This is a genomic window from Pedobacter miscanthi, from assembly GCF_032678605.1.
In the GTDB taxonomy this organism is placed as follows: domain Bacteria; phylum Bacteroidota; class Bacteroidia; order Sphingobacteriales; family Sphingobacteriaceae; genus Pedobacter; species Pedobacter miscanthi_A.
Map to the genome: position 1 here is coordinate 38,160 of NZ_JAVTSU010000021.1, position 25,604 is coordinate 63,763.

A 25,604-nucleotide genomic window follows, 5' to 3' on the forward strand; every position below is an offset into this window, starting at 1 on the left:
TTAAAATGCTGCAAATAATGAAAGTGAAAACTGGTGTGTATAAGGATAATCGGTACCACGCTCCTGTTTTACTGTAGAGATGTAAAAAAGTTCTCCGGTATTACCTGTAACCGATAAAGTTTGCATGCCCAAACGTTTGAGGAACCTTTTATTGGTTACTTCGTAAGCCACATTAATATTCTGGCAGGTAAACGTACTTTCGTTCTGTACAAATCTGGAAGAAGGATATACTGTTGTAGATTCATTAATTCCACGGTAAAGGGCCACATCTCCCGGCTGTTTCCAGCGGTCGTAATATACCCTTGCATCCACATTGAGGATCTTGTTCGCATTTTCTACCTTATCAATCAGCGTTTGGTTGTAGAGTTGTCCGCCAAAAAGAAAACTAAAAGAAGCATTTAGCGTAAAGTTGCTGTAACGGAACAAGGTGCTGAAATTCCCCCTGAATTTTGGCTGGCTTAAACCAACGGCCACACGGTCTTTCGCGTTCCAGGTGTAGGTTACTTCACCATCTTTATTCAGAAAAAGTTCTTTACCCGTACTTGGGTCTATCCCTAATGAACGTACTGCGTAAATGGTATTCTGCGAATCGCCTTCTCTGATGATCCGGCTTGGGCTTGTACCTACCTGAAGTGCCAATTTTTCGTTCGCCGCTTTCATGGCTTCCGATAGTTTAACAATACGGTCTACATTGTGTACCAGGTTTCCGGTTATAGACCAGGAAAATCTACGCTGGTTATTGCGGATTAACCAAACACTGGCCATTAACTCTATCCCTTTGGTTTGCAAGGCACCAATATTTTCGTTATAACTGGTAAAACCGTTGGCGTAAGGCAGTTCGAGTGATGAAAGCAGGTTAGATGTTTTCTCTAAAAACACATCAGCCTCTAAAGTAAACCTGCTGTTAAACATCGCGGTTTCGAACCCAACATTGTATTTATTGGTTTGTTGCCAGGCCAGATCCGGATTGCCCAAAGTATTCTGATGTGCACCTAACCAGGTTTTATACCGGTCGTTTGTATAATAACTGTAAGTACCCAGGGCCTGATAAGCATCAAACTGTGTTGAACCGGTTGAACCGTAAGATCCCCTCAGTTTTAAACGGTCGATAAACCTGAAATTATCTTTAATGAAAGATTCGTAATGCATGTTCCAGCCTAAACCTGCTGACCAGAAGGGGGCAAAACGGCGGTTAACACCAAATTGCGAGGCTCCATCCACACGGTAAGCCAAATCTACCAGGTAACGATCTTTAAGGGCATAGTTAAAGTTGGCTACAGCGCCTATCCGTCTTCTGGTAGCTTCCGATCCGGTTGGCGATCCACCCTGCTGGTATTGAAGTGCCATGCCCAAAAAGTCGATCGATTCATCAGGAAAACCCTCTGCACTAAAAGTGTAAATGCGGTTGTTATTCTCGGTCATATCAACATTTAAACCGGCGTATATGCGGTGGATATTTGCAAATACCTTAGAGTAACTGGCTGATAAATTTCCGGTATAGCTAAAATCCTGACCAGAAGAATAAGCATAACTTCCCTTTCTGAAAATATCAGCATCGCCGTAATTGGCGAAAGAAGAATGTTCGGCCGGTTTAAAATTATCTTCGTGGGTTTGGTTACTGCTTACCCCAACACCTGCACGGAGAAACAGGCCATTTACAGGCGTCCATTCTAATTGAAAGTTATCGGTAATATTGGTGGTATGGTTAATATCATAGGTATTTAATGTGGCATCGTATAACGGGTTGGCATAAGGTCCGCTATATTTCGAAGTTTGGGTAATAAATGGCCGGTAATAAGGCGTAAAAAATTTTACTACCTTTCCTGATGCATCATACGGTTCCCAGTAAGGGTTTAACTTAGCATAATCAGCAAAAGAGCCATATGGCGATTGCTCGGCTTTGGTTTGTCCAACCACCAGGCTATTGCGGAAAGTAAGCGTGCGGTACTTGTACATCAGGTTGATGGTTCCGTTAAAGGTTTGCCTCCCCGATCCTTTCATCGCCCCGTTAACATTGTTATACTGTAAACCCAGATCGTAACGGAAAGCCTGGTCGCCCCCTTCTACTTTTAAATTATGGAGCTGATCTACCTCTGTACGCAATGGCACCGATAACCAGTCGGTATTTACACCTTTAGCCACCTGCCCCAGTACCTGGTTATAATATTTTTGCAATTCAATATTGGTGGCAGGATCTTGCGTGGCACTCTGAAAATAGCCCGAAAGCCTTTCCAGTTCCAGTTTATCGGCAGAGTTTAAAAGGTTGTAACTGCTTAAATCAGGGATACTCAGGTTTACTCCGGCCCTGTAGGTAAGCCTTAATTTACCGGCAATAGGCTCTTTGGTTTTAATTACCACAACCCCGTTTGCTCCACGCGAACCATAAAGGGCTGTTGCTGAACCATCTTTGAGCAAGGTTATCGACTGAATTTCGGTATTATCCAAATCCAGCATGCGTTGCAGGGTGGTTTCAAATCCATCGAGGATAATAAGCGGTGTATTTAAAGCCGCCGATGTTTGATCCTGCAACTTATCAATGTTGGGCAGGCTACGTGCACCCCTCATCTGGATATCAGGAATTTTGTTCGGGTCGGCACCTGATGCATTGTTCGGTACCACGTAAAATGACGGATCGATATTGCCCAATGTGGTAAACAGGTTTCTTCCCTGAAACTGTTGCAGTTCTACCGCTGTAATGGTGCGTACCGCCCCGGTATAACTTTCTTTGGGTTTATTAAAAATTCCGGTGACCACGATATCATCAAACTTGTTATCTCCGATTTCCATTTTAACGATAATGTTAAGCTGGTTCTTTTTAAGCTTGATTTCCTGCGTTTTGTACCCCAGATAAGTAATCACCAAAATGGCCTTATCATCCACATTGGAGATAAAAACAGTTCCGCCTACACCGGTTATCATTTTTTTATTGGTGTCTTTTATCGTTACCGTGGCACCGGGCAGCGGTTTTCCTTCTTCATTGGTTACCGTAACCTGTACGCCGATGGGCACAAACGAATAAATTTTATCAGAAACACTTGTAACCTTTTCGCGCAGCATTACAGCTTTATCATCTACCTTATAGGCAATAGGCTGATTTTTGAAACAGATTTGCAGTACATCTTCTAATGAGGCATCTTTGACGTTAATAGATACGGGCGTGGTTTTTTTTAAAAGTTCGTTGCTGTAGAAAAAGTCGTAACCACTTTGATCGCGGATTTCATTAATAATCTGACTGAGCGGGACATTTTTTTTGCTGATTGTAATTTTCTGTGCAAATCCTGCGGCAGAGAGCTGCAGGAAAGATGCAATTAAAATAACGGTAGTTAATCGCATAATAAGCAATAATTTACGGACATACCCGAGCGGCATACCCCTTTTCCTGGGATAAATTCTATACATTTGTTTGGTTTGGTTTTGTGCAGATGCCCTGGCTTCGAAACTGGGGGTACCTGCAGCAGTAGTTGATAATTATTGGATAGATGCCAAACTTAGCCAGGAGTACCTACAAGTATTCCTGGTTTATTGCTGACCTTAATATTGCTGTCGTAGATATTTCTTCATCTTTTAGTTTGGTTTAGGTTAGGTTTATTGGATAATGAGTTGTTTGTTTTATTTTGTGACAAATACTTTGCGTCCTTCTATCCTGAAATGGACATCACCGTTAAATTCGATGATTTTAAGTATTGCTGAGATATTTCTTCCACGTGATATTTTCCCCGAATAGGTTAAGTTCGGATCGGTTTTGGTTTCGTAAACAACCTCAACACCATACCACCTTGAAATTTTCGACATAATGCCTTCCAGACTTTCGTTAAATTTAAAATAGCCATCTTTCCAGGCCACCACATCTTCCATATCCACTTCATCCGAAATGCGGATATGATTACCAGTACGTAAGGCTTGCTCGCCGGGTTTTAGCAATGTATTTTGATTACCGGTGTATAGTTTTACCGATCCCTGCAAAAGGGTGGTTTTTACGTTTGGTTCATCGTGGTAAGCCATAATATTAAAATGGGTTCCCAGCACTTCTACGGTTTGCCCTGCACTGGCCACTTTAAATGGCATGTTTTTTTGATGTGCGACTTCGAAATAGCCCTCGCCGGTTAATTCTACCTTACGTTCCTTTCCACTAAAATGAGTTGGATAACGCAATGAGGAAGCGGCATTAAGCCATACTTTTGTCCCATCCGAAAGGTTTACCTGATACTGGCCACCCATTGGCGTTTCGATGGTATTGTATTGTTCGTTTGCAGCAGCTGTGGTATTCGATAAATCGTAGATGATTTTTCCTTCTGCCGTTTTGATTACTTTAATGCCCGTTTCATCGGCAATGGCACCATTAACAGCACCGCTAAGATCAATTTTTTTACCATTGGCCAATATCAGGGTGGCTTTATTACCTCCGGGAGCAACATCGGCTAGTTTCGGGTTAGCCGTTTTGTTATTTTGAGCAATATAAAACAGAAGGCCAACGCTGAGCAGCACCAAAACGGAAGCAGCAATACTCCATTTTAACCATGAAGAAGACCTGATTACTTTTAAACTTTTGGCGGAGCGGTTAATCCGGTTCTGGAGACTGGCAAAATCGGACCTTATCGTCCGTGTTCTGGATTCATCGCCCATCAACAATAACATCTGCCTGAGCTGATCAGCTTCCTGCCTGCGCTGTGGATTTTGCAACAACCATTCTTCCCAGTATTTTACATCCTGATCATTTCTTTTAAAACAATAATTCAGAAAACTTTCCTGTTCTAACAGCTGCAGATTGTCTTGATCTCTCATTTAATTGATTAAACTTTGGAGAATAGAGCAGGAAATTTAAATTTTACCTATAGAAATTTAAAAAAAATTAAAATTAATAGTGAAAGTAGCGAAATTGCGATTGATAATGCACCCAAATCGCCTTCACCAATGATCTTTTTGAGTTTTTCTACCGCATTATAGATGGTATTGTAAGCGGTTTTAACAGCAATGCCATTACTAATCGCAATGTCATCGTACGAAAGACCCAGATAAAACTTCTGATAGATCAATCTCGACTGGCTTTCAGATAATTTATCGATATAATTTTTCAGTGTAAGGCTAACCTGGTTGCTGGTATGCTGCCTGATGTACTGTGTTTCTACCGAAGGATAAGTAGGCATTTCTTCCAGATCATAAAGATCCAGGCTTTCTTCGGCACTAAAATGCTGCTTGCGGAACAGTTTACGAAGAAAAGAAGTGATGAGGTAATTGTGATGATTGGTAATATGGCCTAGTTTTTCCTTATTTTCATAAACGTATAAAAACAGATCGTTAATGCAATCTTTGATATTTTCGGCACTTGCCCCTTTTTTTGCGCCGATGTAGGTAAAATAATCATGGTAATGGGCATAGATATCGTAAAAGGACGTAGTATTTCCTTCTAAGATAAATTTTTCCCACTCCGTCTTTAGATCTTTTCCTTTTTTCAACGCCTGAAATTTGCTTTTTTAGTCTATTTTTAGCCGAGAGCTTGCTAAAACGTTTAAGATTAAATAAATATCGTGCAATTATCGACAATAGCAATAATATTTTAACAAAAATTTAAATAAAACTTCACAGCAATTTTAATTAAAACCTGTAGAAGTAGAATTACAATATTGATTTATTAGTCACTCGTTCATTGGGAAACTACCAATTCCTGGATTGTTTAATTGAAAACTGCTAATTGTAAACAGTGTTTAATAAAGGGGCGTCATCTCGACCGAAACGCAGTGGAGCGGAGAGATCTATCTCAAGACAGATTTCACGGCTACGTTACACCCGATAGCTATCGGGTCTGCTCAAAATGACGAAGCCTCGCAATTCGCCTATATTTCAGCGCCAACCGCTACTTAAACCTATACCCTACCCCAATTTTAAAAAACTGATTGGCTTGATTGGATGTTCCTAAACTATTGCTGATTTTGTTTGGCTTTAACCATTGGTAGCTCCCGTTAATATCGAATCGCTTAAGGTGTACACTAATGCCGCCCATAAAGCCAATACTTACTTTATTTGCTGCTGTGTTAACCAATGCAGAATCAACTGCTTTACCATGATATAAAGTATCACGTGGATCAGCTATTGGTTTTAATTTGGTAAATACATCCGATTGTTTGATGGAGAAAGCGATTATCGGCCCTGCCTTAATGCTTATTTTTTTTGATAACCGGTAAGCTGCCGCTAAGGGGATATCTACCGCTATTACCTTTCTTTCATCAGCTATTGTAAACGGAGGTAATGAATCAGGGCGATAATAACTTGGATGAGTAAACTCCCTGGCAAGTTTTTGGGCACTATTGATGTTTACACCGGCTATAAGTTGCCATTTTTTATTGAGGGCATAACTACCAAACAAGCCTGCATAAAAACTACTGCCACTTTTTTGCACGTTCATGCCGCCAGTTATCCCGTAACTGTATTTAGGCTCATCATCTTCATTACTTGCTTTTGGGGTTTTGGGCGCTTTGATTTTTGCTGGTTTAGTTTTTTTCACTTTTCCGGTATTGTTACCAGCTGGTTTATTTTTATCCCTGTTTTTTGCCGTGCTGCCTGCAGTTCTCAAACCATTGTCATTCGCATAAATCTGCATAACAGGTTGTAAAGTGGTTAAGTTTTTTGCGTGATTTGTAGAATCGTTCTGAAATACATTTTCCTGCCCAAATTTGCCTGGAGCCATTAATTGCAGCTTAGCACTTTTAAACAAAGAATTTACGGTTACCGCAGCGGCAGAATGATCATTAGAAGATTGGCTTGCTGAATTTACAAAAACACCACTCCTATCCGTTTTTTGCATGCTGCTATTCTGATACCCTGAAGTTGAAACAGCATGTAATCCAGCAACAGTATAATTGCCCTCTTTTTTTGTTCCGCCTGCAACAGTTTTATTTTCGTCTCCAACAATTATGCTGCTATCAGTGTTCACATGTTGTGCTGTAAGGTTATTTAATGTATCCCGATTATTAATCAGGTTACTGTCTACAAGGTTACTATAGCTTTCTATTTTATTGCTATCGGTAAGTATAGAATCAGTTAGCAGCCCCTTATTTTCTTTAACGATTTCTTTCCTGGTGCTTTTTGAGTGTGGAACCGTTACATATACCACTGCAGATACCGTAACGGCTGCTGAAAATGCGTACCCAAGTATTTTAAATAATTTGGCTCCGGCTGATATACCAGGTGGATTACCACCTACCGTACCAGCAGGCAGTTGCTCATTTAACAGCTTGTGCATGCCCGCCCACGAGGCATCTGCAGTATCCTTAATTGGAAGGCTGTCGAATTTCTTGCTCCAGAGTTTATGATACCATGCTGAATTTCTCATCTTCTTTTTGTATTTTCAGTTGGTTTATCAATTGCTGAAGAAGCTAACATTTTCCTCAACTGTTTTTTTGCTTCCGTAAGGTGCCATCTAGAGGTACTTTCGGTAATATTTAAATGCGCTCCAATTTCCTTGTGCGAGTAACCGTCTATAACCGAAAGGTTAAAAACCAACTGCGTTGCAGTTGGTAACAGGCGGATGAGTTGGAGAAGATCTTCTACAAAAAGTTTATCAAGCACAGCCGGCTGGATAAAAATCTCTTCAATTTCTTCCGGGTTTACTACTTCGTTAAACTTTGCCTCTCTACGGCCCAGGTCTATACACGATCGTACCATTACTGTCCTTATCCAGGCACCAAATTCTCCTTTTTTTACATCAAAAGTATGGATATGCTGAAAAACCTTTAAAAACCCGATGCTCAGGGCATCATGCGCCAGGTCATCTGATTTTAAATAACGAAAACATATTCGCAGCATATCAGCATAGTAAAGCTTATAGAGACCTTCTTGTGCTTGCCGCTCATTGGCCTTGCAGCCTTTGATTAGTTTGGTATCCTGCTTAAAAAAAAGGTTCATTCATTCGGTTCGGTAAGCGGTTTTTCATCGTGTTGTATTAGGGTTACGCAACGAACAGGAAAAACGCTGGGTAAAATTAATTTATTTTTCAGTCCTAAGTTTATTTTTTCGACCAAGCGTTTTCTAACCGGGCTGCGTATTTTATTTAAATCCCGGCTCTATGCTCCAAAACGAAAGTTATAACAGACACAACAGTTGGTACAACCAACATTTTCCATCCGAAAATGCCAAAACCAACCTATACCAAAAAGCAAAAGCTGCTGATAAAAATAATATTGCGCAGTGGTTACAACAATTATTCTTTAGTTGTCTCGACCCTTTATTGAACCAGAAAAACCGCAGTTGGCTTACCGTTGGAGATGCTTATGGTTTTGATGCCCAGTATATTTTAAACTCGGGCAATGAGGCATTGGCAACCGACCTAAACACCGACTTTTTAAACATTGCCTTAAAAGAAGGAATTATTAAGTCCTGTGCCGCAGAAAATGCCGAAAATTTATCACAGGAAGACAATAGTTTTGATTTTGTATTATGCAAAGAATCTTACCATCATTTCCCGAGGCCTTATGCTGCCATGTACGAAATGATCAGGGTGGCTAAAATAGGTGTAGTGGTGATGGAACCTCAGGATCCGGTTATTAAAATGCCCCTGTTATTAATGCTGACAAATGTTTTTACCCACCATGGGCAAATCTTAAATAAGTTGTGGAAAAACCGCTTTTCATTCGAACCCGTCGGAAATTTTGTATACAAAGTTTCCGAAAGGGAATTTGAAAAACTGGCCGCCGGTTTAGGCTTACCTATGGTCGCATTTAAAAAGATCAATCCAAATTATTGGTTTAAAGGAGCTGAGGCCATTTCAACTGAACCGCATAACAGCAAATTTATCATGATTAAAATGAAGAAATTCTTTTTTGATGTAATGGTTAAATTGAGGGCAATGCCTGCACAAGTATTAACTGCTGTTATTTTTAAACAATTGCCTGATCGCGATACCATCGCGCTTCTAAAAAAAAGCGGCTACCGCATGGTCTATATCCCTAAAAATCCTTACCTAAATTAAATCCCGCTAACCAGTACCAAACATGAAAATTAACACCACATCCCGAATGCTATATTTTTATGCCGGCCTTACCTTTCTGGCTTTCTTTTTAGTGATTTACCTATTACATACAAATTTGAACTGGCAGGCCTTTTTTGATGCGGCAACAGCATTTTTGCCCATGGCACTGGGTTTAACTTTAGCTGCAATACTTTTATTCACTGGCATTTACCTTTTAACAAAAGGGCGTAACCAGGGAAAAGATAAAAAACATGTGAGGTATTTATAGAAAGGAAACTCCATATTGGGTTTATGGTTGCCAAGCTTCAAAAGAAAATTCGTCCTCTTGACCGGAGTGCAACGGAATGGAGAGGTCTATATTGCCTAACATCCATCGCAAAAGATCCTCCGACTACTTTACCATTTTCAGATTTAAAAAATTGGTCGTCATTCCCACCCAGGCCTACCGTGTGGACACATCTTTTTTAAATTTTTGTGGCGTTATGCTAGCTTGCTTTGAAATAATCCAGCCATAACCGAAGAACTCCGTCAATCCCAAGGGCCAGAAAAATCAAAAAAACAGGCGTACAATAGTACAAATGGCACTATCAAACCTAAAACGCAGTGGTTTTGTGTTTCATGTTTGCAAAAACTTTTCACCCAACCCTAACAAACAAAACAATTGCCATTGTTTTTTTGATGTGTATGGGGATTGTGTAAAAGGCCCCTTGCTGGATTGACAAAGCATTTTTACATACTTTTGATGCCTCAAAAGTTTGATGCCTTGCGGCATAGGAGCAAATAAAACTAATCTAATATTTGTGTCCACACGATAGGATCCTTCGGGAATCTTAATGTAACTTCAAGCCCTGTCAAGGCATTAAGATTCCCAATCAAGTTGGGAATGACGACTCGTGTATATCTGTCATCAACCCTCCGACGTATTTGAAAAATGCTAAACGCTATCAATGACAGATTCTAAAGAATGGTCGTCATTCCCGCGCAGGCGGGAATCGTAATGCAACCTGCAACCCCTACTAAGGCATTACGATTGCCAGTCGGGGCTGGCAATGACGATTTTACGCACTTTCATTAAACCTCCAATCTATTTGCAAAATGCTAAGCTCGATCATTGACAGACTCTAATAAAAAGCGTAGTCATCTCGACTCGAACATGCCGAATATTCGGGGGAGCATCTATCCCGAGGCAGATTTAGCTTCGCTGAGCATTCCGTGGTTCTCGACTTCGCTGGACTCCGCTCGAAATGAAGGTAAATCAGGAGAATTTTGTAGAAGAAACCTATCTGTCATTCGTATTGATTTTATACAATATCATCACCCCCAAGGACGACAAGTTGCTTCAGGAGCAGACTAATCATTATTTAATACAAACAGGAGTAAAGACTCTGGACTCAGGCCAGGGACTATAATTAAGACTTCGTCCTAAACAACTATATTTGATCATAATTTTCTAAGGATCAAAACATGAAGACATTGGTTATTTCGGGTGGCGGCAGTAAAGGTGCTTTTGCCGGTGGTGTAGCAGAATATCTTATTCATTACCGTGAAACCAATTACGAGCTCTTTGTTGGTTCTTCAACGGGTAGCCTCCTGATTCCCTTTTTAGCCATTGGCGATGTGGCACGGATTAAAAAGCTATATACGACCATTTCGCAATCTGATATTTTTACCGTTTGCCCGTTTATTGTTAAATACAAAAATGGAAAAGTAAAGCTGCGCATGAACCATTTCGGGATTATTGCCCAGTTTTTTAAGCGGCAAAAAACCCTTGGCGACAGCACTGGTTTAAGAAATTTAATCAGGAACAATTTTAAGCGTAAAGATTTTGAAACTATAAAAGCCCTTGGCAAGGAAGTAGTGGTTACTGTAGCCAATTTAACCACTCAACTGATCGAATACAAATCGAGCAATGATTGTACTTATGAAGATTTTTGCGATTGGATGTGGGCTTCATGTAATCTGGCGCCATTAATGAGCCTTTACCAGAAAAATGGCAACGATTATGCAGATGGGGGTTTCGGAAACCTTATTCCGGTACAGGAAGCCATTATAAAAGGCGCTACCGAAATCGACACCATTGTGCTTCGACAGGAAAAAGCAGTTTATAACAATCCTCCTTTGCAAAACGCCATTGAGGTATTTGCCCGTACCAGCGATTTTATGCTCAACCAGATCGCAAACGACGACCTGATTATCTCGAAACTGCAAACTGCAAGCAAAAACGTAAAAATTAATTTTTATTTCATCAACCGTGAGCTTACCACCCATTCATTTGTTTTTAACAAACAGGAAATGACCACCTGGTGGCAGGAAGGATACGACCTGTTTAAAGCAAAAGATTGTACCACACATGTATTGGCGGTTGAGCCTGATACCGGGATAAAACTAACCAGGTAATCAATGTTTTCGGTCTGTGAGGACACAGACCGGGGATTAATGTCAAGGTATAAAGATCGAAATGATAAGTATAAATTACTTCACCACTGTAGCCTCCAGCTCTACTTTTAGGGTTTCGAAAAGACTTTTCACTTCCAGTAAGGTTAATGATTGCCGGATGTTATGTTTTGCGATCCAATCCTGAAAAATATTAAAGTGTGGCCAAAGTTCTGCTGTAGCCGTGGTATAAATATTTAGCCTTACAATACCGCTACATGCATAACCAGCCTCTGCAATTACAGTTTCGAGGTTTTGAAGGGCCTGGATCAATTGCGTTTTCATATCTGCATCACTCGAGATCCCTTCAGCATTAATGGCCGTTTGACCAGATATATATAAAGTACCTGTTACATTTTTTACTTCAACAGCCTGCACATAACTTCTTTGATCCTGCCATTGCCAGGGATTAATGATTCTTTTTTCCATCTTATTGGTGTTTTTAATTTAACAGCACAAAATTATAGATAGCTACCGGAAGCACCCGTTGACAAACCGCACGAATTTAAAGTGAGGTTGATCACAGCCTATAATACCATTACAGATACAATTCACCAAAAAACACCCTTGTCTTTTTTGTAATATTTAAATTACAAATACGTCTTTTTACTTAAAAATGCTAACTTAAATTATTGATCCATCTAAAAAGTGGATTAATTTTTAACCGAATTACTAAAACGTTTTAATTATGCTAAAAACGTGTTTTAAAACGATTATGGCCGCGAAAGATGTCAAAAAAAGGGATGGCCGGAATTATTAGGAAATCAACTCAAACCTAAAAATAAAAAACCTTTATGAAACACAGATTAATCCTCATCCCAGGCATCCTGATCTTTCTTAGCCTCTCCTGCAAGAAAAAAGAGCTGGAACAACAACAGGAACAGCTTTTAAAAAAGCCTGCTGCCCTGGCAAACACCAACCTGTTGGCCGAACCTCCCCTTACCTGGCAGGAACATTGGTTTGACCATGTGCAAGTTTTGCAACGTTTTTACCACGATACAAGCATTGTGGTTTACCACGACAATGATGTAAGCAATACTGTTACCTGGCCAAACACCTACCTGACACAGGTTTGGAACTATACCAAAAGCAAATATGGTTCATTTGGTCCTGATTCGCGTTTGTGGGCAATATTCCATACCGGCAAGTACAGCGGAGGTCACCCGAGCACCTATATGGATGCCAGTCACGATTACCGCAATGTTATCGATGTAGGCTCTTCGAGCACCAGCGCATGGCTTTCGGGCACAGGCAACGATCTCGATATCACAACACACGAAGTTGGTCATATTGTAGAAGGCGCATCCAGAAATGTATTAAACTCGCCTGCATTTGGCATCTGGCACGACAGCAAATGGATGGAAATTTACATTTACGATGTGTATGTTGGCTTAAACCGAACAGCCGATGTGCAACGCTGGTACAACCTGGTGGCCAATGGTGCCGAAAATTACCCCCGTGCACAAACTTACTGGTTCAGGGATTGGTTTTTCCCTATGTATAGTCAACAGGGCGATGCTACTGCTTTAAACAAGTATTTTAGTTTATTGGCGCAATATTTCCCTAAAGAAACGGTAAATAACGGACAGGGCAATATTACGCGTTTTTCGAGATCGATGAACTATGGTGAATTTATACATTTCTGGAGCGGTGCAACGGGCATGGATCTTAAACCACTTGCTTTAAGTGCCTTTGGCACACTGGATGAGCAAGGAAATGACTGGACTAGCCAACTAAATACAGCTAAAACAGCTTTCCCGGGTGTAAGTTACCTCAAAGATATTACCAGCTCGGCAGCATTAAGTGTAAGCAATGAAAACGCTGGCGGGGCATCTGCAGCTGAAGGTTCTTCGAAACTGGCCGATAGTTATTACAATACCAAGTTCTTTTTGGGCGGCTACCCTACTACTTTCTGGGCGCAGCTTACTTTCCCTTCAAGTCAGGCGGTTAAAGGTTATACCATTACAGCAGGTAACGATGCGCCAGACCGCGACCCTAAAGGCTGGAAATTAATGGGATCAAATGATAATGTAAACTTTACGCAGCTTGATATTCGCAGTAATCAAACTTTTAGTTTGAGGAGGCAAACCAGGAAAATATTAATCAGTAATACAACGGCTTACAAATATTATAAATTGTTTATCACCGCTAATAACGGAAGCACAGACCTTCAATTTAGCGAGTGGAGACTGTTACAATAAAAAATTAAAACTAACGACCGGGAATTTAAGAGTTGAGCAGTTCCTGGTCGTTGTTCTCATTCTACACGCTTAGAGTTCGGTTTTTTTCGGAAGGTGTCCGCAGGACGGGGGTCTCTTCACTTTAATGAATTATCTGTTTTTTTTTGAAAAGCAATACCTGCATTTCAATCAGGTGTTAGTCCCGCTTTCCATTACAAGTCCTCTCCCGATGAAAGAATCGGGATGCGGGCTTTCATTCCAATCGGGTTTAACGGGCAAAATAACGGCTACTATTAACGGAAACCACCAAACGTTCCGTAGGGACGATGGGCAATATCATTAAGTTAATCACTGATTATAAAAACATAATTATCTATAAAAAGATGCACAGATATAAAATCCGTGTTTATCCGCGCGCATCTGGGATTAAAACCCCTTAATTACCGATACTAAAGACTCAAAGCACTCAGGCCCAGGCCTTACGCAGAAACCTGATCCAGTTGCCATGCATTAAATTTTCTACATCTGTTTTGCTATAGCCACGTTTTTCGAAAAGGTAAGGGATTTTATCCAGATCGGCAATGCTTTCTAAATCATAAGGGCATTGCTCTCTTCCAAAAGCGCCATCCAGGTCAGAACCGATTCCCACATGGTTGGTATTACCTGCGAGCTGGCAAATGTGATCGATATGATCAATCATTACTTCGAGGTTACAGCTCATACCTTTTGGTGTAGAAATCCCCCTCTGCCAGTTGGGCACCATCATCCAGGCATCAAGGGCGGCACCAATTACTGCACCGCGGGCAATTAATGCCTTAATCTGATCATCACTAAACTGCCTGTTGTGGTTAACCAAAGCCCTGCAGTTATTGTGCGAAGCCCAAACATGGCCATTGAAATGATCAAGCGCATCCCAAAAACTATCATCGCATAAATGGGTGGCATCGAGGATAATATTAAGTTTTTCCATTTCGGCAAGCAGCCCATAAGCTCCTTCACGTAGTTTTCCAGTGGCATCTGTACCCTGGGCATATCTTCCCGGGCCATAATGTGCCGGTCCGAGGGCCCTTAAACCACTATGATAAGCCTGTTGCAGGTAATCAACATGTACGATAGAATCAGCCCCTTCCAAACTTAAAATGTAACCGATCCGTTTTTTTTCATTTGGCGAATCTGTAGCCCATAAATTAAGGTGCTTTTCTAAACTGTCCAGGTTGTTAACCTGCATCATTTCCCCCTCATCTTCCATGGCTTTATACCAGGCCAGTTGTCCCTGGGTTTGTGCCCAGGCTTGCCCGGGAGAGTGCCAGCCTGGCAATGGATTATCGGGCGCTACAAACCTTGCAATCTGTGTAGCCACCACCAAACCGATATTACCTTTGCGGAGCTCGGGCAATGATACGGTAGCTTTGCCACGGTCGGGTTTATCTGTTAAGCCCTGCTCGCGTGTATTGATTTCAGAAAGTGGGCGGGTTAAATCGCGGTTCCACTCTAAGGCATTCATACTTAAATCCAGATGGGCATCTATCGTAAACATATCGGTTTTATATCGTTATTTTTCTTTTCCTGGAAATGATACTCCAGCTTTGATTGGCATTTCCTTCAGAAACCACAAGCGCATTTTCGTAAAGTGCCACAGTTGGGCAGATGTGGTAGGGCAAACCATACAACATATCGCCTATTTGGTATGGGTGATTTTCTCCGGCATCCAGTACCAAATGTTCTTCACTCTGGCTTACAGCAATAAGTTCTGGCGCATTTAAAAAAGCTACCCTTTTATCGAGCGGTTTTTCTGCGGCCACGGCTTTGTGCCCTAAATCACAACAGATGAGGTTACTTTCGGGCAGCGAAACAATTCTCGAAACGACCAAAGCAGCCGTATTAAATTTCTGTTCTTCAAAAGCATCCTGATAACCTTTATCCCAAAGGGCAAAAGTTCCGGGACTGCAATCAAAAGTGGTTTGCGTATTGTAAATGGTAAAAGTTGGTGTTCCTCCGGCAACAATAATTGCTTGATGATTAAATCGAGACTGAATTTCTTCACTTAAAGCATGTAATTGTTCAATAATTACTTTTGCTTTTTCAGTGCGAACGCCATAACCACTTTCATGAATATGACCATCGTAAGCATGCAAACCTTTAATTGATAAACCTTTAAGCTGATTAAGTTTTGTATAGAGACTTAACACTTTTCCGGGTAAAATCCCTGTACGATCCATGCCTACATTTATATCCATAAAAATGCTGGCTTTTACTCCATTAGCTTGGGCAGTTAAAGCCAATGCAAGTGCAGCTTTTTCATCATCAACCAAACAACTGAACTGGGTGCCCGGGTATGCTTTCTGAAGGGCCATAAACCTTTCTACATTTGGCCCAACAGGCTGATAGGCAAGCAATACATCGCTTGCACCACAAAGGCCTAGCATTTCTGCTTCGGCAATAGTAGCACATTTAAATTTTGAAATGCCTGCATCAATCATCAGCTTACTCACCTCAGCTGATTTATGCGTTTTAACATGCGGACGTAAACGGCTAATACCATCAATCATCGAAATCAGCAGCTTAATGTTTGCTTTAATCCTGTCTGCATAAAAAACCAAACCCGGCGATTCAACAGAGTCAGGATCATTTAAATGATACCATTGTTTTTCTAACATAACGGAGGTTTAGTATAGTTCGAACAAGGCTTCGATTTCCACGGGGATATTATCGGGTAATGAGCCGAAACCAACCGCACTCCTTACACCTATTCCGTTATCTGCTCCCCAAACTTCTGCAAAAAGCTCACTACAGCCATTAATAATGAATGGATGTTTCTCAAATTCGGGCGTGCAGTTTACCATGCCCAGCACCTTGATTACCCGTTTTACTTTGTCCAAACTACCCAAATTGGTTTTAATGGTCGATAACATGGTTAAGCCTACCTGCCTGGCGGCAAATTTACCTTCATCCTGATCCATATCTGATCCGATACGTCCAATAATGAGGCTTTTATCATCTCTCACCGGACCGTGACCACTCAAATACAGGTATTTTCCATCAATAAGGTAAGGTTTGTATACACCAAGGGGAGCAGGGGCTGGTGGAAGGTTTAGTCCAAGTTTTTCGAAACGGGCATCTGCAGTTAAATTTTCCATATTAAGCTATTATTATTTTAAGTAAAAGTACGCCGGCAAGCCCTGCTGTACCCACAATTGATTCCATTAATGCCCAGGAGCGGAAAGTATCTTTTAAACTTAAGTTAAAATACTCTTTAAACATCCAAAACCCGGCATCGTTTACATGCGAAAACATTAAACTGCCAGCACCAACGGCCAGAACCATTAAATTCGGGTCGGTATGGGTAGCTACCATCAAGGGTACAATCATACCTGCTGTGGTGAGGCCGGCAACCGTTGCAGATCCCACACAAAAGCGGATCAGTGCTGCAATTAGCCAGGCCAAAAATAAGGGTTCAACAGATAATTGCTGCAGGTAGCCGGCAATTTCTTTACTCACACCACTTTGGGTTAAAACTTCTTTTAAAGCCCCCGAACCAGCTATAATCAATAAAATCAGGGCGATATCTTTTAAGGCGTCTCCAAAAATACCCGAGAGGTAATCCATTTTCTTTCCCTTCGAAATCCCGAGAAAATAGCTCGCCAAAATGAGTACGATCAACATGACGATAGAAGGGTGACCCAAAAACGTAATAACAGGTATAATGGCTGAGTTTCGATCTAAAAGTAAAGGTAAAAAAGAAGCCAGGCCTAATAAAATAACGGGTAACAGCGCTGTAAATAAACTGATAAATGTTCCCGGCAATTCATTTTCTGGCAATTCTTTTGCCCTAAACGAGGTCATTGGTGTGGAAGGGATATTTTTTAGCGTTTTGGCAAATAGCGGTCCACCGATTACAATTGCAGGGATGGCAACCAGTAATCCGTAAAATAGGGTAAGTCCCATGTTAGCTTTAAATTGCACCACCAAAGCCGATGGCGATGGATGGGGTGGCAAAAAACCATGCGTAACCGACAAAGCAGCAAGCATAGGCAAACCGATATACAACGCTGGTAGCTTATATCGGTACACTACAGAGAAAATTAGCGGAACCATCAGCACGAAACCAATGCCATAATAAAGCGGGATGCCGATTACAAAACCTGTAATTACCATAGCCCATTGAATGTGTTTAGTGCCAAACACAGCCATCATTACCTGGGCGATTTTTTGAGCGGCGCCACTTTCGGCAACCAGTTTGCCCAACATGGCACCTGTGGTAATGATGATTACTAAAGAACCTAAAACATCTCCGATTCCTTTTTCAACCGCACCAGCAATTTTTAGCAATGGTAAACCTAAAGCCAACCCCGCAAGTACAGAAACAATCAGAAAAGCCAGAAACGCATTGATTTTAAATAAGGAGATCATTAAAATCAATAGTGCAATGCAGCAGAAAACGATGAGGATGGTCATTTATTAAATTTTAACTATTTTTCAACCGCACTGTTTCTTTAGATGATAGGATGCAAAATAGTGAATATTTTGATACATCTATTGATAATCTGTCAATGCTGACGCAGGAAGGATCTCTAACAATAAGATTCTTCTCTCTGTTACCAATGACAGAAGAATGGTCGTCATTCCCGCCTGCGCCTATTGTGTGGACACAAATATTAGAGTAGTTTTATTTGCTCCTATGTCGCAAGGCATCAAACTTTTTAGGCATCAAAAGTATGCAAAAATGATTTGTCAATCCAGCAAGGGGCCTTTTACACCATCCCCATACACATCAAAAAAAACAGTGGCAATTGTTTTGTTTGTTAGGGCTGGGTGAAAAGTTTTTGCAAACATGAAACACAAAACCGCTGCGTTTTAGGTTTGATAGTGCCATTTGTACTGCTGTACGCCTGTTTTTTTGATTTTCCTCGCCCTGGGGATTGACGGGCGTGCTTCAGTAAGATGTTATTTCAAAGCAAGCTAGCATAACGCCACAAAAATTTAAAAAAGATATGTCCACACGAAGTGCTCAGCGAAGCTAATCTTAATGCAACCTGCAACCCCTACCAAGGCATTACGATTGCCAGTCGAGCTGGCAATGACGATTCTAGGCGCTGTTATTAAACCTCCAATGTATTTAAAAAATGCTAACCTCTACCAATGACGAATTAATGATTGCAGCCTTTACTAAAATCATATAAACTTTTAGCAGAATTATGTAAACCTGTTTATTCAGGCCGGCTTACATTTGCTTATATGAAAGTTAAGGCAATTTTCTTCCTCTTTGTATTTATGCTCAATACCTTGATAGGTTTTGGCTGTTCCATAACCATGGAGAGCGAAGGACATGAACATGGCCATAAACATCATGCACATCACCTCGAAACAGGCATTGATCTTTCTAAACACCTTAATTTAAAAATAACAGAGAAAGAAGATTCCTGCTGTAAAAACCTGGTTAACGATTTTCTGGGCCAAGGCAAGCTCCTACCCGATTATGTAAAGGTTAACCTCAAAGTACCTGCGCTGATTCCGGTTGGTTTTAGCTTCGCTTTTATTCCGGAAATAGAAATTATTATTGCAGATCAGCAAGAGGTTGATCAGCACCTTTACCGTCCACCACATCCTGATATCAGGATATCTATACAAAGTTTTCAGATATAATATTAAGATCACATCTTTTGTTTCCCGCTGATTTCGCAGAAAAGGGACGCAGATTTAGAGGAATAAATATTTCTCCGGCTAATCTGCGCTTTTTATCTCCTTAAATCTGCGTGAAAAATTATAAATCTTAATACAAATCATTTTTAAAAACAAAAAACATGAAAACTTTCTTATACGGTCTAGCCTTCTCTTTATTTTTCCTTAATACTTACAGTTCAAATGCAGCAGAGAAACAGGCAAATAATCTTATAGTAGATCAGGAACCTAAAAACAGTGCAACAGCGATTATAGATGCTTACCTCAAATTAAAAAATGCCCTTAGTACGGATAATGGCAAAAATGCTTCCGCAGCCGGAAATGAACTGGTAAAAGCATTTAAGGATTTTGATCAATCTAAACTTACACCCGCGCAACGCAAAACCTATACCAATATTGAAAGTGATGCTAAGGAGCATGCGGAGCATATTGGATTAAATGCAGGTAAAATTGCTCACCAACGTGAACATTTCGATATGCTGAGCAAGGATATCTACGACATCAGCAAATTATTGGGTACAGACCGCGAAATTTACGTTGACAGGTGCCCTATGTACAATAAAGGTAAAGGCGCCATTTGGCTTAGTGAGGTTAAAGAGATTAAAAATCCTTATTTCGGAAAATCAATGTCTACCTGTGGCTCAATTAAAGAGACATTGCATTAGCAGATGACTACCGTTAAAAAAGCCTTAACCGGGCTGCTATTAATCATGATAGCGGCCCAGTTTTACAGGCCTGCCCAAAATAGTAATCCGTCGGATATGCCAAACCATATTTCGAAAGTTGTGGTTATACCTGCTAAAGTAGCCGGAATACTCAAAAAGGCTTGTTACGATTGCCATAGCAATAATACCAAATATCCCTGGTATGCTCAAATACAACCGGTTAACTGGTACATTAATAAGCATATTGAGGCTGCAAAAGCGCAACTCAATTTTGGAAACTTTAAGGAATATACCACGCGAAAAAAGATGAGTAAACTCCGTGCAATTGAAAACAGTCTGGAAGATGGTACCATGCCCATTACATCATACACCTTGATCCATAAGGGTGCTATTTTAAGCGAAGATGAAAAACAACTGGTTATCGCCTGGATAGCAGCATTGAGGGAGGGCCTTGAAAAAAATCAGTTTTAAAAAAGATAAATATCGAAAGATGAAAAATATAATATTCAGTATTTTAATCCTCTTTTCGCCGGGCGCTTTTGCCCAGGAGATGAAAGGAATGAAAATGCCAGAGCAAGAAAAAGACAAAGCAACGGCGGGCATGGATATGGGTGATCAATCCGGTACGATGGAAAACATTAAAAAGGCAAAAGCAAACCTTGGCCCAATAAAAACAATCACCTCGAACGTGCCTCCAAGAACCGTTCGCTACGATTTATATGTTGCGGATACTACGGTAACTTATGCCGGCAAACCCAAACATGCCATTGCCGTTAATGGCAGCATCCCGATGCCTCCCCTTACCTTTACCGAGGGCGATACCGCAGAAATTTACGTACACAACAAGTTAAAGGAAGAAACTTCGCTGCACTGGCATGGTCTTTTTTTGCCAAACCGTTATGATGGTGTGCCGAATATGACGCAAATGCCGATAAAACCGGGTGCGACGCACCTCTATAAATTCCCGATTATACAAAATGGAACGCACTGGTACCACAGCCACACGGGCTTGCAGGAACAAATTGGCATGTATGGCGCTTTTATCATCAAAAAACGCAAAGAATGGGATATTCCTTCCATTCCACTCGTACTAAGCGAATGGACAAATATGGACCCAATGGAAGTTCAGCGAAGTTTACACGCAGCATCCGATTGGTTTTCGATTAAAAAAGGCACCACACAAAGTTATGCAGAGGCTGTTAAAAGCGGTAATTTTAAAACGAAAGTGGCCAACGAGTGGAAAAGGATGAACGCCATGGATGTTAGCGATGTGTATTACGATAAATTCCTGATCAACGGAGAAAATCAAAATGTACAACCACAGTTTAAAGCGGGCGATAAAGTGAGGTTAAGAATTGCAAACGCTGGTGCATCATCCTATTTCTGGCTTAAATATGCCGGTGGAAAAATCACGGTAGTAGCAACAGATGGAAATGATGTGGAACCAGTTGAGGTGGATCGTTTGATTATTGCGGTATCCGAAACTTACGATGTGGTGGTGACCATCCCCGAAAATAAAAGTTATGAGTTTTTGGTCACGCCAGAAGACCGGACAAAATCTGCTTCCTTATGGCTTGGAAAGGGCGAAAAAGTGCCTGCAGGACAAATGCCGAAGCTAAAATATTTTGCCGGAATGAAGATGATGAACGACATGATGGACATGAATGGCAACATGGTAGAAATGAAAGGCATGAAAATGCAGAACCAGGTGATGGACATGAATATGGTGATGTACCCGGAAATTACCGGGTCAGAAAATCCCAAAAAAATGGACGATATGGATATGGGCGACATGAATATGGATGATGAAACGCCCAATATCGTTACCTTGAACTACAACATGTTGCGCGCTCCAAAAAAAACAGTTTTACCAAAAGGCCCGATCCGGGAGTTAAAATTCGACCTTACCGGCAACATGAACCGTTATGTATGGACACTGGATAATAAAACGGTTTCAGAATCGGACAAAATCCTGATTAAAAAGGGAGAAAATTTGAGGATTATTTTATATAACAATAGCATGATGCGCCACCCCATGCACCTGCACGGACACGATTTCAGGGTAATTAACGGACAGGGCGATTATGCCCCCCTGAAAAACGTACTCGATATTATGCCTATGGAAAGGGATACCATCGAATTTGCGGCTACAGAAAACGGAGGTGACTGGTTTTTCCACTGCCATATTTTATACCACATGATGAGTGGTATGGGCAGGGTTTTCAGTTATGAGAACTCACCTCCAAACCCAGATGTACCTGATCCGAAACTGGCTCAGCGCAAACTTTTCTGGGATGACCGCATGCCACACCTGATGGGCCGCGTAGGCATAGAAAGCAGCGGCAGCGATGGTCAACTGATGCTGGCACAAACGCGCTGGTCGCTCAATACCATGTGGCACTTAGGCACAAACGCCATGATGGGGTATGAAAGTGAAACCATGCTCGGCAGATATGTCGGCCGCAACCAGTGGTTGTTCCCTTATGTGGGCTTCGATTACCACTATAAAAAGTTCAATCCTGATGAAAAAAACATTTTCGGAAGTGATGAACGCAATATGTTCGGGCAAATCAGTAACAAAGAAAACCGGAAAACCATTGTTGCAGGTATCGCTTACACCCTACCTATGCTGATTGTTGCCGATGCGAGGATTGATGGTAACGGAAAATTAAGGTTTCAACTGGGGAGAGAAGATATACAGGTTTCTAAACGTTTACGTGCAAATTTTATGGTAAATACCGATAAAGAATATGCGGCCGGGCTCCGATATATATTAACGAAATACATGGCACTTTCTACGCATTATGATAGCGACATGGGCCTTGGAGGCGGATTAACTTTTAATTATTAATATCGTCCTTGTACCAACCCAGGTGTGCTCAGGTGGTCCATATTTAAATACCGCTTTATGTTTTTTCACAACCTAAGCCAACTGAGTGCACTTAAGATGATTTATGGGTGTTGGGTGAGCCGCCGAAATATGGAGAGATAGAAAAGTTTATTAAAAGGATATGGAAAACAGTGTCAGCAGTGCTTCGGTTCGGCTGGTCCTGCTGTACGCTGTACCGATGAAAAATCGGTGCCGCTTCCATCAGGTTTAGCTAACAGTGGTACAAGCTTGAAATAAAAGGCAAAATTAAAGCATTTTAGCCTTTCACTTTTATTAAGTTTCCTGATCCTGCTGCTTACAAAATTGATGTTTACATCGTTATAGGCCCTTTTATAATGCGCAATGTGCAGCTCAATATCAGCAAGTTTTTTCAGGTATTCGATGTATAAAGCCTGCATCTGTAAACGTTTAGACTGAATGGTTTCAAGCTCGGCAAGTAATTGATGGCCATCTTCGTCCAACGGACAAGCTTTTTCGAGTTTAAGGTTTTCTTCCAGTTTGATCAGCAGGCTTTTTAAATGCTCATGCTGGCTTCTATTAATCCCCTGCATTAATTTTTAATAAAACCCGGGAAGCATTAGCCGCTTCCCGGGTTAATAATAAGATTAGTTTATTTCAAAAACACTTTTCTAACAGCTTTATTCGTCGCATCCAGGATGTAAACATTCCCATCCTGATCTACAGCCATATCGTCCATAGAACCAATTTTCGCTGTTGCCAATGTTCCATCGGCAAAACCATAAGTAAACCTGACCAGGGTTGAAGCACTTTTGGCTGCAATATCAATTTCCCTGAGTGCATAATTATAACGGTCGCCGGCTATCAGTTTCCCTGCGCCATAAGGCATCAAACCGCCAGCAATGTTGTTAAACCTGGCCTGTGTTCCAATTCCATCCTGATAACCCGGTTCACTAAATCCGATCCAGTTGGTGAGGTTTGATCCACCAGAAGGAATATATGAAATGGCATTATTACTTGCCTGACCTGAATCTACGTAATATAGATTTCCAGAAGCATCAACAAATGGGTGCGCCGTAGGCCAAAGCGGTCCGGCAATTTTGGTAAAACCACCAATGGCATTTACCTTGTTCATCCCTGCAAAGGCGCCATTAATATTTACATACAGGTTGCCTGCGCTGTCAAATGTCATTAAACCTGGCGAGAAGCCAGAAACATATACGGTATTTTGGCCCGAAGGCGTAATTTTTCTAATCTGGTTGCGGCCGATATCGGATACAAAAATATTGTTCTGTTTATCAATCACAATGCCACAAGGTGTATCAAAAATAATATCGGCGCCATTGGCCTGTAACACGGTTACCGTACCGTCCGGTGCAATTTTTTTAACCACTTTGTTCATCCGGTCGGTTACATAAACATTACCGCTGTTATCAACCGCAATACCGGTCATAAAAGTTCCAAAAGCATTGCTATTAGGCCCTCCTGCCAAGGTAGTCATACCTGCCCTTCTAAAATTTTGTGGGGCTAAAGCTTCCTGACCGGCAACCACCACTTTTAAATCGCCTGTGCTCAAACCTGCCGGAGCATCCAATACCAATGTATTTTCGCTTGCGGTTTTTACCGTTGCCAGTACACCATTAAAATAAACTTTGTTATCAGCCGCAGTGCTACTAAAGCCAGAACCTTTAATGGTAACGGTTGTTCCGGCTAAACCATTATCCGGACTAACCGAAAGAATACCGAGGGTTTGATCTTTAAACTGTGGCCCATCAGTTGGTTGATCGTTCACCACTACCCTTACGCTTCCACTGCCAGTACCACCCGGCAGGATTAATTTAATCTGATTTGCCGAGGCAGATGTAACCGGAACGGAAACGCCATTAATGAATACTTTATTTTCATCAGCCAGGTTACTGAACAATGTACCCGAAATGGTCATTTCTGTACCTTTTGGACCGCTTAATGGGGTAACGATGCCAATAGATGGCGGTGCAACCACGGTAAAAATTGGTCCGGTAATTTTCTGCCCGCTTATATTTACCGATAATGGGCCAGTTTTTACACCATCGGGTACAATAACAACCAATTTTTCATTACTGGCTTCCAGTACGGTTGCCGTTGTGCCATTAAAATCGACCAGGTTTCCTGCAACAAGTTCTGCAAAACCTGTACCTGCAATGGTTACTTTGGTGTTTTTACCACCGGTTAAGGGTTTAATACTGGCAATAGCCTGGTAGGTAAAATTCTGTCCTTTTGCTTCTTTTCCGTTCACTTTTACCATGATGGCACCAAAACCCGCATCGGCGGGTACTTCGGCAACAATCAGGTTATCTGATACGCTCACCACCAAAGCCGCTTTACCGTTGATAAAAACGGTGGCAGGTGCGTTTGTACTGCTAAAACCTGCTCCGGTAATCCTGATTTGTGAACCTGCAGGGCCATTTGCAGGTAAAACGGTGGTGATGGTTAAATCCTGATAGGTATATGGGCCGACATCAAAACTTTGGGTATCGTACTTTAAGGCCAATGCACCTGTAGTTCCACCTTCGGGCATACGGATTACCAGCGCTTCGGCTGTTGCACTGATTACTTCTGCAGTTTTGCCGGCAATGGTGGCCGAATATTGTTTAATATCGGTACCAAAACCTGTTCCGGTAATGGTTACCAAGGTACCTGCATTACCGCTGTTTGGGTAATAACTTTCTATTTTAAATGCTACCGAAACCGCTTCGGTTTTATCCTTTTTACAGGCCCCAATGATGAGCATCAGGAAAAGCATCAATCCGATACTTAAACTCTTTTTATGTTGAATAATCATAAGATTTATCTTTAGT

The 25,604-nt window shown here is 41.3% G+C and carries 20 protein-coding genes; 8 read left to right on the top strand and 12 right to left on the bottom strand.

What is annotated here, in order from left to right; translation table 11 throughout:
• From R2R28_RS24380 to R2R28_RS24400, 5 genes are all read right to left on the bottom strand, one after another.
• On the bottom strand, positions 1-3,399 hold the full coding sequence (locus R2R28_RS24380; RefSeq protein ID WP_316828265.1) for a SusC/RagA family TonB-linked outer membrane protein: 3,399 nt from the start codon (positions 3,397-3,399) through the stop codon (positions 1-3).
• A gap of 210 nt (positions 3,400-3,609) precedes the next feature.
• Complete coding sequence (locus R2R28_RS24385; protein ID WP_316828266.1) at positions 3,610-4,782, bottom strand: FecR family protein; 1,173 nt, start codon at positions 4,780-4,782, stop codon at positions 3,610-3,612.
• A 47-nt stretch (positions 4,783-4,829) separates the two neighbouring features.
• Positions 4,830-5,453 (bottom strand): sigma-70 family RNA polymerase sigma factor, encoded by a 624-nt coding sequence (locus R2R28_RS24390; RefSeq protein WP_316828267.1) that lies wholly within the window; start codon positions 5,451-5,453, stop codon positions 4,830-4,832.
• Positions 5,454-5,851: 398 nt separating this feature from the next.
• Positions 5,852-7,327, bottom strand: coding sequence for an outer membrane beta-barrel protein (locus R2R28_RS24395; RefSeq protein ID WP_316828268.1), 1,476 nt, complete (start codon positions 7,325-7,327; stop codon positions 5,852-5,854).
• Positions 7,324-7,899: a sigma-70 family RNA polymerase sigma factor gene (locus tag R2R28_RS24400; protein WP_316828269.1), complete on the bottom strand. Its 576-nt coding sequence runs from the start codon at positions 7,897-7,899 to the stop codon at positions 7,324-7,326. The genes R2R28_RS24395 and R2R28_RS24400 overlap by 4 nt, the downstream gene beginning before the upstream one ends.
• 160 nt (positions 7,900-8,059) lie before the next feature.
• On the opposite strand from R2R28_RS24400, the gene R2R28_RS24405 reads away from it, so the two are divergent.
• The 3 genes from R2R28_RS24405 to R2R28_RS24415 all read left to right on the top strand — a co-directional run bounded on the left by R2R28_RS24405 (position 8,060) and on the right by R2R28_RS24415 (position 11,359).
• A complete protein-coding gene (locus R2R28_RS24405) occupies positions 8,060-8,962 on the top strand; it encodes a class I SAM-dependent methyltransferase (RefSeq protein WP_316828270.1) in 903 nt (300 codons plus the stop codon).
• A 22-nt stretch (positions 8,963-8,984) separates the two neighbouring features.
• Complete coding sequence (locus tag R2R28_RS24410; RefSeq protein WP_316828271.1) at positions 8,985-9,230, top strand: hypothetical protein; 246 nt, start codon at positions 8,985-8,987, stop codon at positions 9,228-9,230.
• Between the two features lie 1,196 nt (positions 9,231-10,426).
• Entirely contained in the window at positions 10,427-11,359 is a 933-nt protein-coding gene (locus R2R28_RS24415; protein WP_316828272.1) for a patatin-like phospholipase family protein, read from the top strand.
• Positions 11,360-11,434: 75 nt separating this feature from the next.
• On the opposite strand, the gene R2R28_RS24420 is transcribed toward R2R28_RS24415, so the two are convergent.
• Complete coding sequence (locus tag R2R28_RS24420; protein ID WP_316828273.1) at positions 11,435-11,824, bottom strand: RidA family protein; 390 nt, start codon at positions 11,822-11,824, stop codon at positions 11,435-11,437.
• A gap of 365 nt (positions 11,825-12,189) precedes the next feature.
• On the opposite strand from R2R28_RS24420, the gene R2R28_RS24425 reads away from it, so the two are divergent.
• On the top strand, positions 12,190-13,596 hold the full coding sequence (locus tag R2R28_RS24425; RefSeq protein ID WP_316828274.1) for a hypothetical protein: 1,407 nt from the start codon (positions 12,190-12,192) through the stop codon (positions 13,594-13,596).
• 445 nt (positions 13,597-14,041) lie between these two features.
• On the opposite strand, the gene R2R28_RS24430 is transcribed toward R2R28_RS24425, so the two are convergent.
• From R2R28_RS24430 to R2R28_RS24445, 4 genes are read right to left on the bottom strand one after another with little or no spacing between them, the layout of a single operon-like run.
• Complete coding sequence (locus R2R28_RS24430; protein WP_316828275.1) at positions 14,042-15,112, bottom strand: dipeptidase; 1,071 nt, start codon at positions 15,110-15,112, stop codon at positions 14,042-14,044.
• A 7-nt stretch (positions 15,113-15,119) separates the two neighbouring features.
• Positions 15,120-16,232 (bottom strand): D-TA family PLP-dependent enzyme, encoded by a 1,113-nt coding sequence (locus R2R28_RS24435; protein WP_316828276.1) that lies wholly within the window; start codon positions 16,230-16,232, stop codon positions 15,120-15,122.
• Positions 16,233-16,241: 9 nt separating this feature from the next.
• Positions 16,242-16,712 (bottom strand): RidA family protein, encoded by a 471-nt coding sequence (locus R2R28_RS24440; RefSeq protein ID WP_316828277.1) that lies wholly within the window; start codon positions 16,710-16,712, stop codon positions 16,242-16,244.
• A gap of 1 nt (position 16,713) precedes the next feature.
• Positions 16,714-18,030, bottom strand: coding sequence for a gluconate:H+ symporter (locus tag R2R28_RS24445; protein ID WP_316828278.1), 1,317 nt, complete (start codon positions 18,028-18,030; stop codon positions 16,714-16,716).
• Between the two features lie 780 nt (positions 18,031-18,810).
• On the opposite strand from R2R28_RS24445, the gene R2R28_RS24450 reads away from it, so the two are divergent.
• The 4 genes from R2R28_RS24450 to R2R28_RS24465 all read left to right on the top strand — a co-directional run bounded on the left by R2R28_RS24450 (position 18,811) and on the right by R2R28_RS24465 (position 22,770).
• On the top strand, positions 18,811-19,218 hold the full coding sequence (locus R2R28_RS24450; RefSeq protein ID WP_316828279.1) for a hypothetical protein: 408 nt from the start codon (positions 18,811-18,813) through the stop codon (positions 19,216-19,218).
• Positions 19,219-19,376: 158 nt separating this feature from the next.
• Complete coding sequence (locus R2R28_RS24455; protein WP_316828280.1) at positions 19,377-19,919, top strand: DUF3347 domain-containing protein; 543 nt, start codon at positions 19,377-19,379, stop codon at positions 19,917-19,919.
• 3 nt (positions 19,920-19,922) lie between these two features.
• A complete protein-coding gene (locus R2R28_RS24460) occupies positions 19,923-20,390 on the top strand; it encodes a heme-binding domain-containing protein (protein ID WP_316828281.1) in 468 nt (155 codons plus the stop codon).
• Positions 20,391-20,409: 19 nt separating this feature from the next.
• Positions 20,410-22,770 (top strand): multicopper oxidase family protein, encoded by a 2,361-nt coding sequence (locus tag R2R28_RS24465; protein ID WP_316828282.1) that lies wholly within the window; start codon positions 20,410-20,412, stop codon positions 22,768-22,770.
• A gap of 173 nt (positions 22,771-22,943) precedes the next feature.
• Here the strand turns inward: R2R28_RS24465 and R2R28_RS24470 are convergent, their stop codons facing one another.
• On the bottom strand, positions 22,944-23,360 hold the full coding sequence (locus R2R28_RS24470) for a hypothetical protein (protein ID WP_316828283.1): 417 nt from the start codon (positions 23,358-23,360) through the stop codon (positions 22,944-22,946).
• Between the two features lie 59 nt (positions 23,361-23,419).
• Positions 23,420-25,588 carry an IPT/TIG domain-containing protein gene (locus R2R28_RS24475; protein ID WP_316828284.1) on the bottom strand — a complete coding sequence of 723 codons (2,169 nt, stop codon included), beginning with the start codon at positions 25,586-25,588 and terminating at the stop codon, positions 23,420-23,422.
• Positions 25,589-25,604: the final 16 nt, after the last annotated feature.

Excerpts from the sequence above, each read along its gene's own strand:
- R2R28_RS24380 (WP_316828265.1), bottom strand. The coding sequence starts at position 3,399 with ATGTATAGAATTTATCCCAGGAAAAGGGGTATGCCGCTCGGGTATGTC.
- R2R28_RS24385 (WP_316828266.1), bottom strand. The coding sequence starts at position 4,782 with ATGAGAGATCAAGACAATCTGCAGCTGTTAGAACAGGAAAGTTTTCTG.
- R2R28_RS24395 (WP_316828268.1), bottom strand. The coding sequence starts at position 7,327 with ATGAGAAATTCAGCATGGTATCATAAACTCTGGAGCAAGAAATTCGAC.
- R2R28_RS24400 (WP_316828269.1), bottom strand. The coding sequence starts at position 7,899 with ATGAACCTTTTTTTTAAGCAGGATACCAAACTAATCAAAGGCTGCAAG.
- R2R28_RS24405 (WP_316828270.1), top strand. The coding sequence starts at position 8,060 with ATGCTCCAAAACGAAAGTTATAACAGACACAACAGTTGGTACAACCAA.
- R2R28_RS24410 (WP_316828271.1), top strand. The coding sequence starts at position 8,985 with ATGAAAATTAACACCACATCCCGAATGCTATATTTTTATGCCGGCCTT.
- R2R28_RS24415 (WP_316828272.1), top strand. The coding sequence starts at position 10,427 with ATGAAGACATTGGTTATTTCGGGTGGCGGCAGTAAAGGTGCTTTTGCC.
- R2R28_RS24420 (WP_316828273.1), bottom strand. The coding sequence starts at position 11,824 with ATGGAAAAAAGAATCATTAATCCCTGGCAATGGCAGGATCAAAGAAGT.
- R2R28_RS24425 (WP_316828274.1), top strand. The coding sequence starts at position 12,190 with ATGAAACACAGATTAATCCTCATCCCAGGCATCCTGATCTTTCTTAGC.
- R2R28_RS24430 (WP_316828275.1), bottom strand. The coding sequence starts at position 15,112 with ATGTTTACGATAGATGCCCATCTGGATTTAAGTATGAATGCCTTAGAG.
- R2R28_RS24435 (WP_316828276.1), bottom strand. The coding sequence starts at position 16,232 with ATGTTAGAAAAACAATGGTATCATTTAAATGATCCTGACTCTGTTGAA.
- R2R28_RS24440 (WP_316828277.1), bottom strand. The coding sequence starts at position 16,712 with ATGGAAAATTTAACTGCAGATGCCCGTTTCGAAAAACTTGGACTAAAC.
- R2R28_RS24445 (WP_316828278.1), bottom strand. The coding sequence starts at position 18,030 with ATGACCATCCTCATCGTTTTCTGCTGCATTGCACTATTGATTTTAATG.
- R2R28_RS24450 (WP_316828279.1), top strand. The coding sequence starts at position 18,811 with ATGAAAGTTAAGGCAATTTTCTTCCTCTTTGTATTTATGCTCAATACC.
- R2R28_RS24455 (WP_316828280.1), top strand. The coding sequence starts at position 19,377 with ATGAAAACTTTCTTATACGGTCTAGCCTTCTCTTTATTTTTCCTTAAT.
- R2R28_RS24460 (WP_316828281.1), top strand. The coding sequence starts at position 19,923 with ATGACTACCGTTAAAAAAGCCTTAACCGGGCTGCTATTAATCATGATA.
- R2R28_RS24465 (WP_316828282.1), top strand. The coding sequence starts at position 20,410 with ATGAAAAATATAATATTCAGTATTTTAATCCTCTTTTCGCCGGGCGCT.
- R2R28_RS24470 (WP_316828283.1), bottom strand. The coding sequence starts at position 23,360 with ATGCAGGGGATTAATAGAAGCCAGCATGAGCATTTAAAAAGCCTGCTG.
- R2R28_RS24475 (WP_316828284.1), bottom strand. The coding sequence starts at position 25,588 with ATGATTATTCAACATAAAAAGAGTTTAAGTATCGGATTGATGCTTTTC.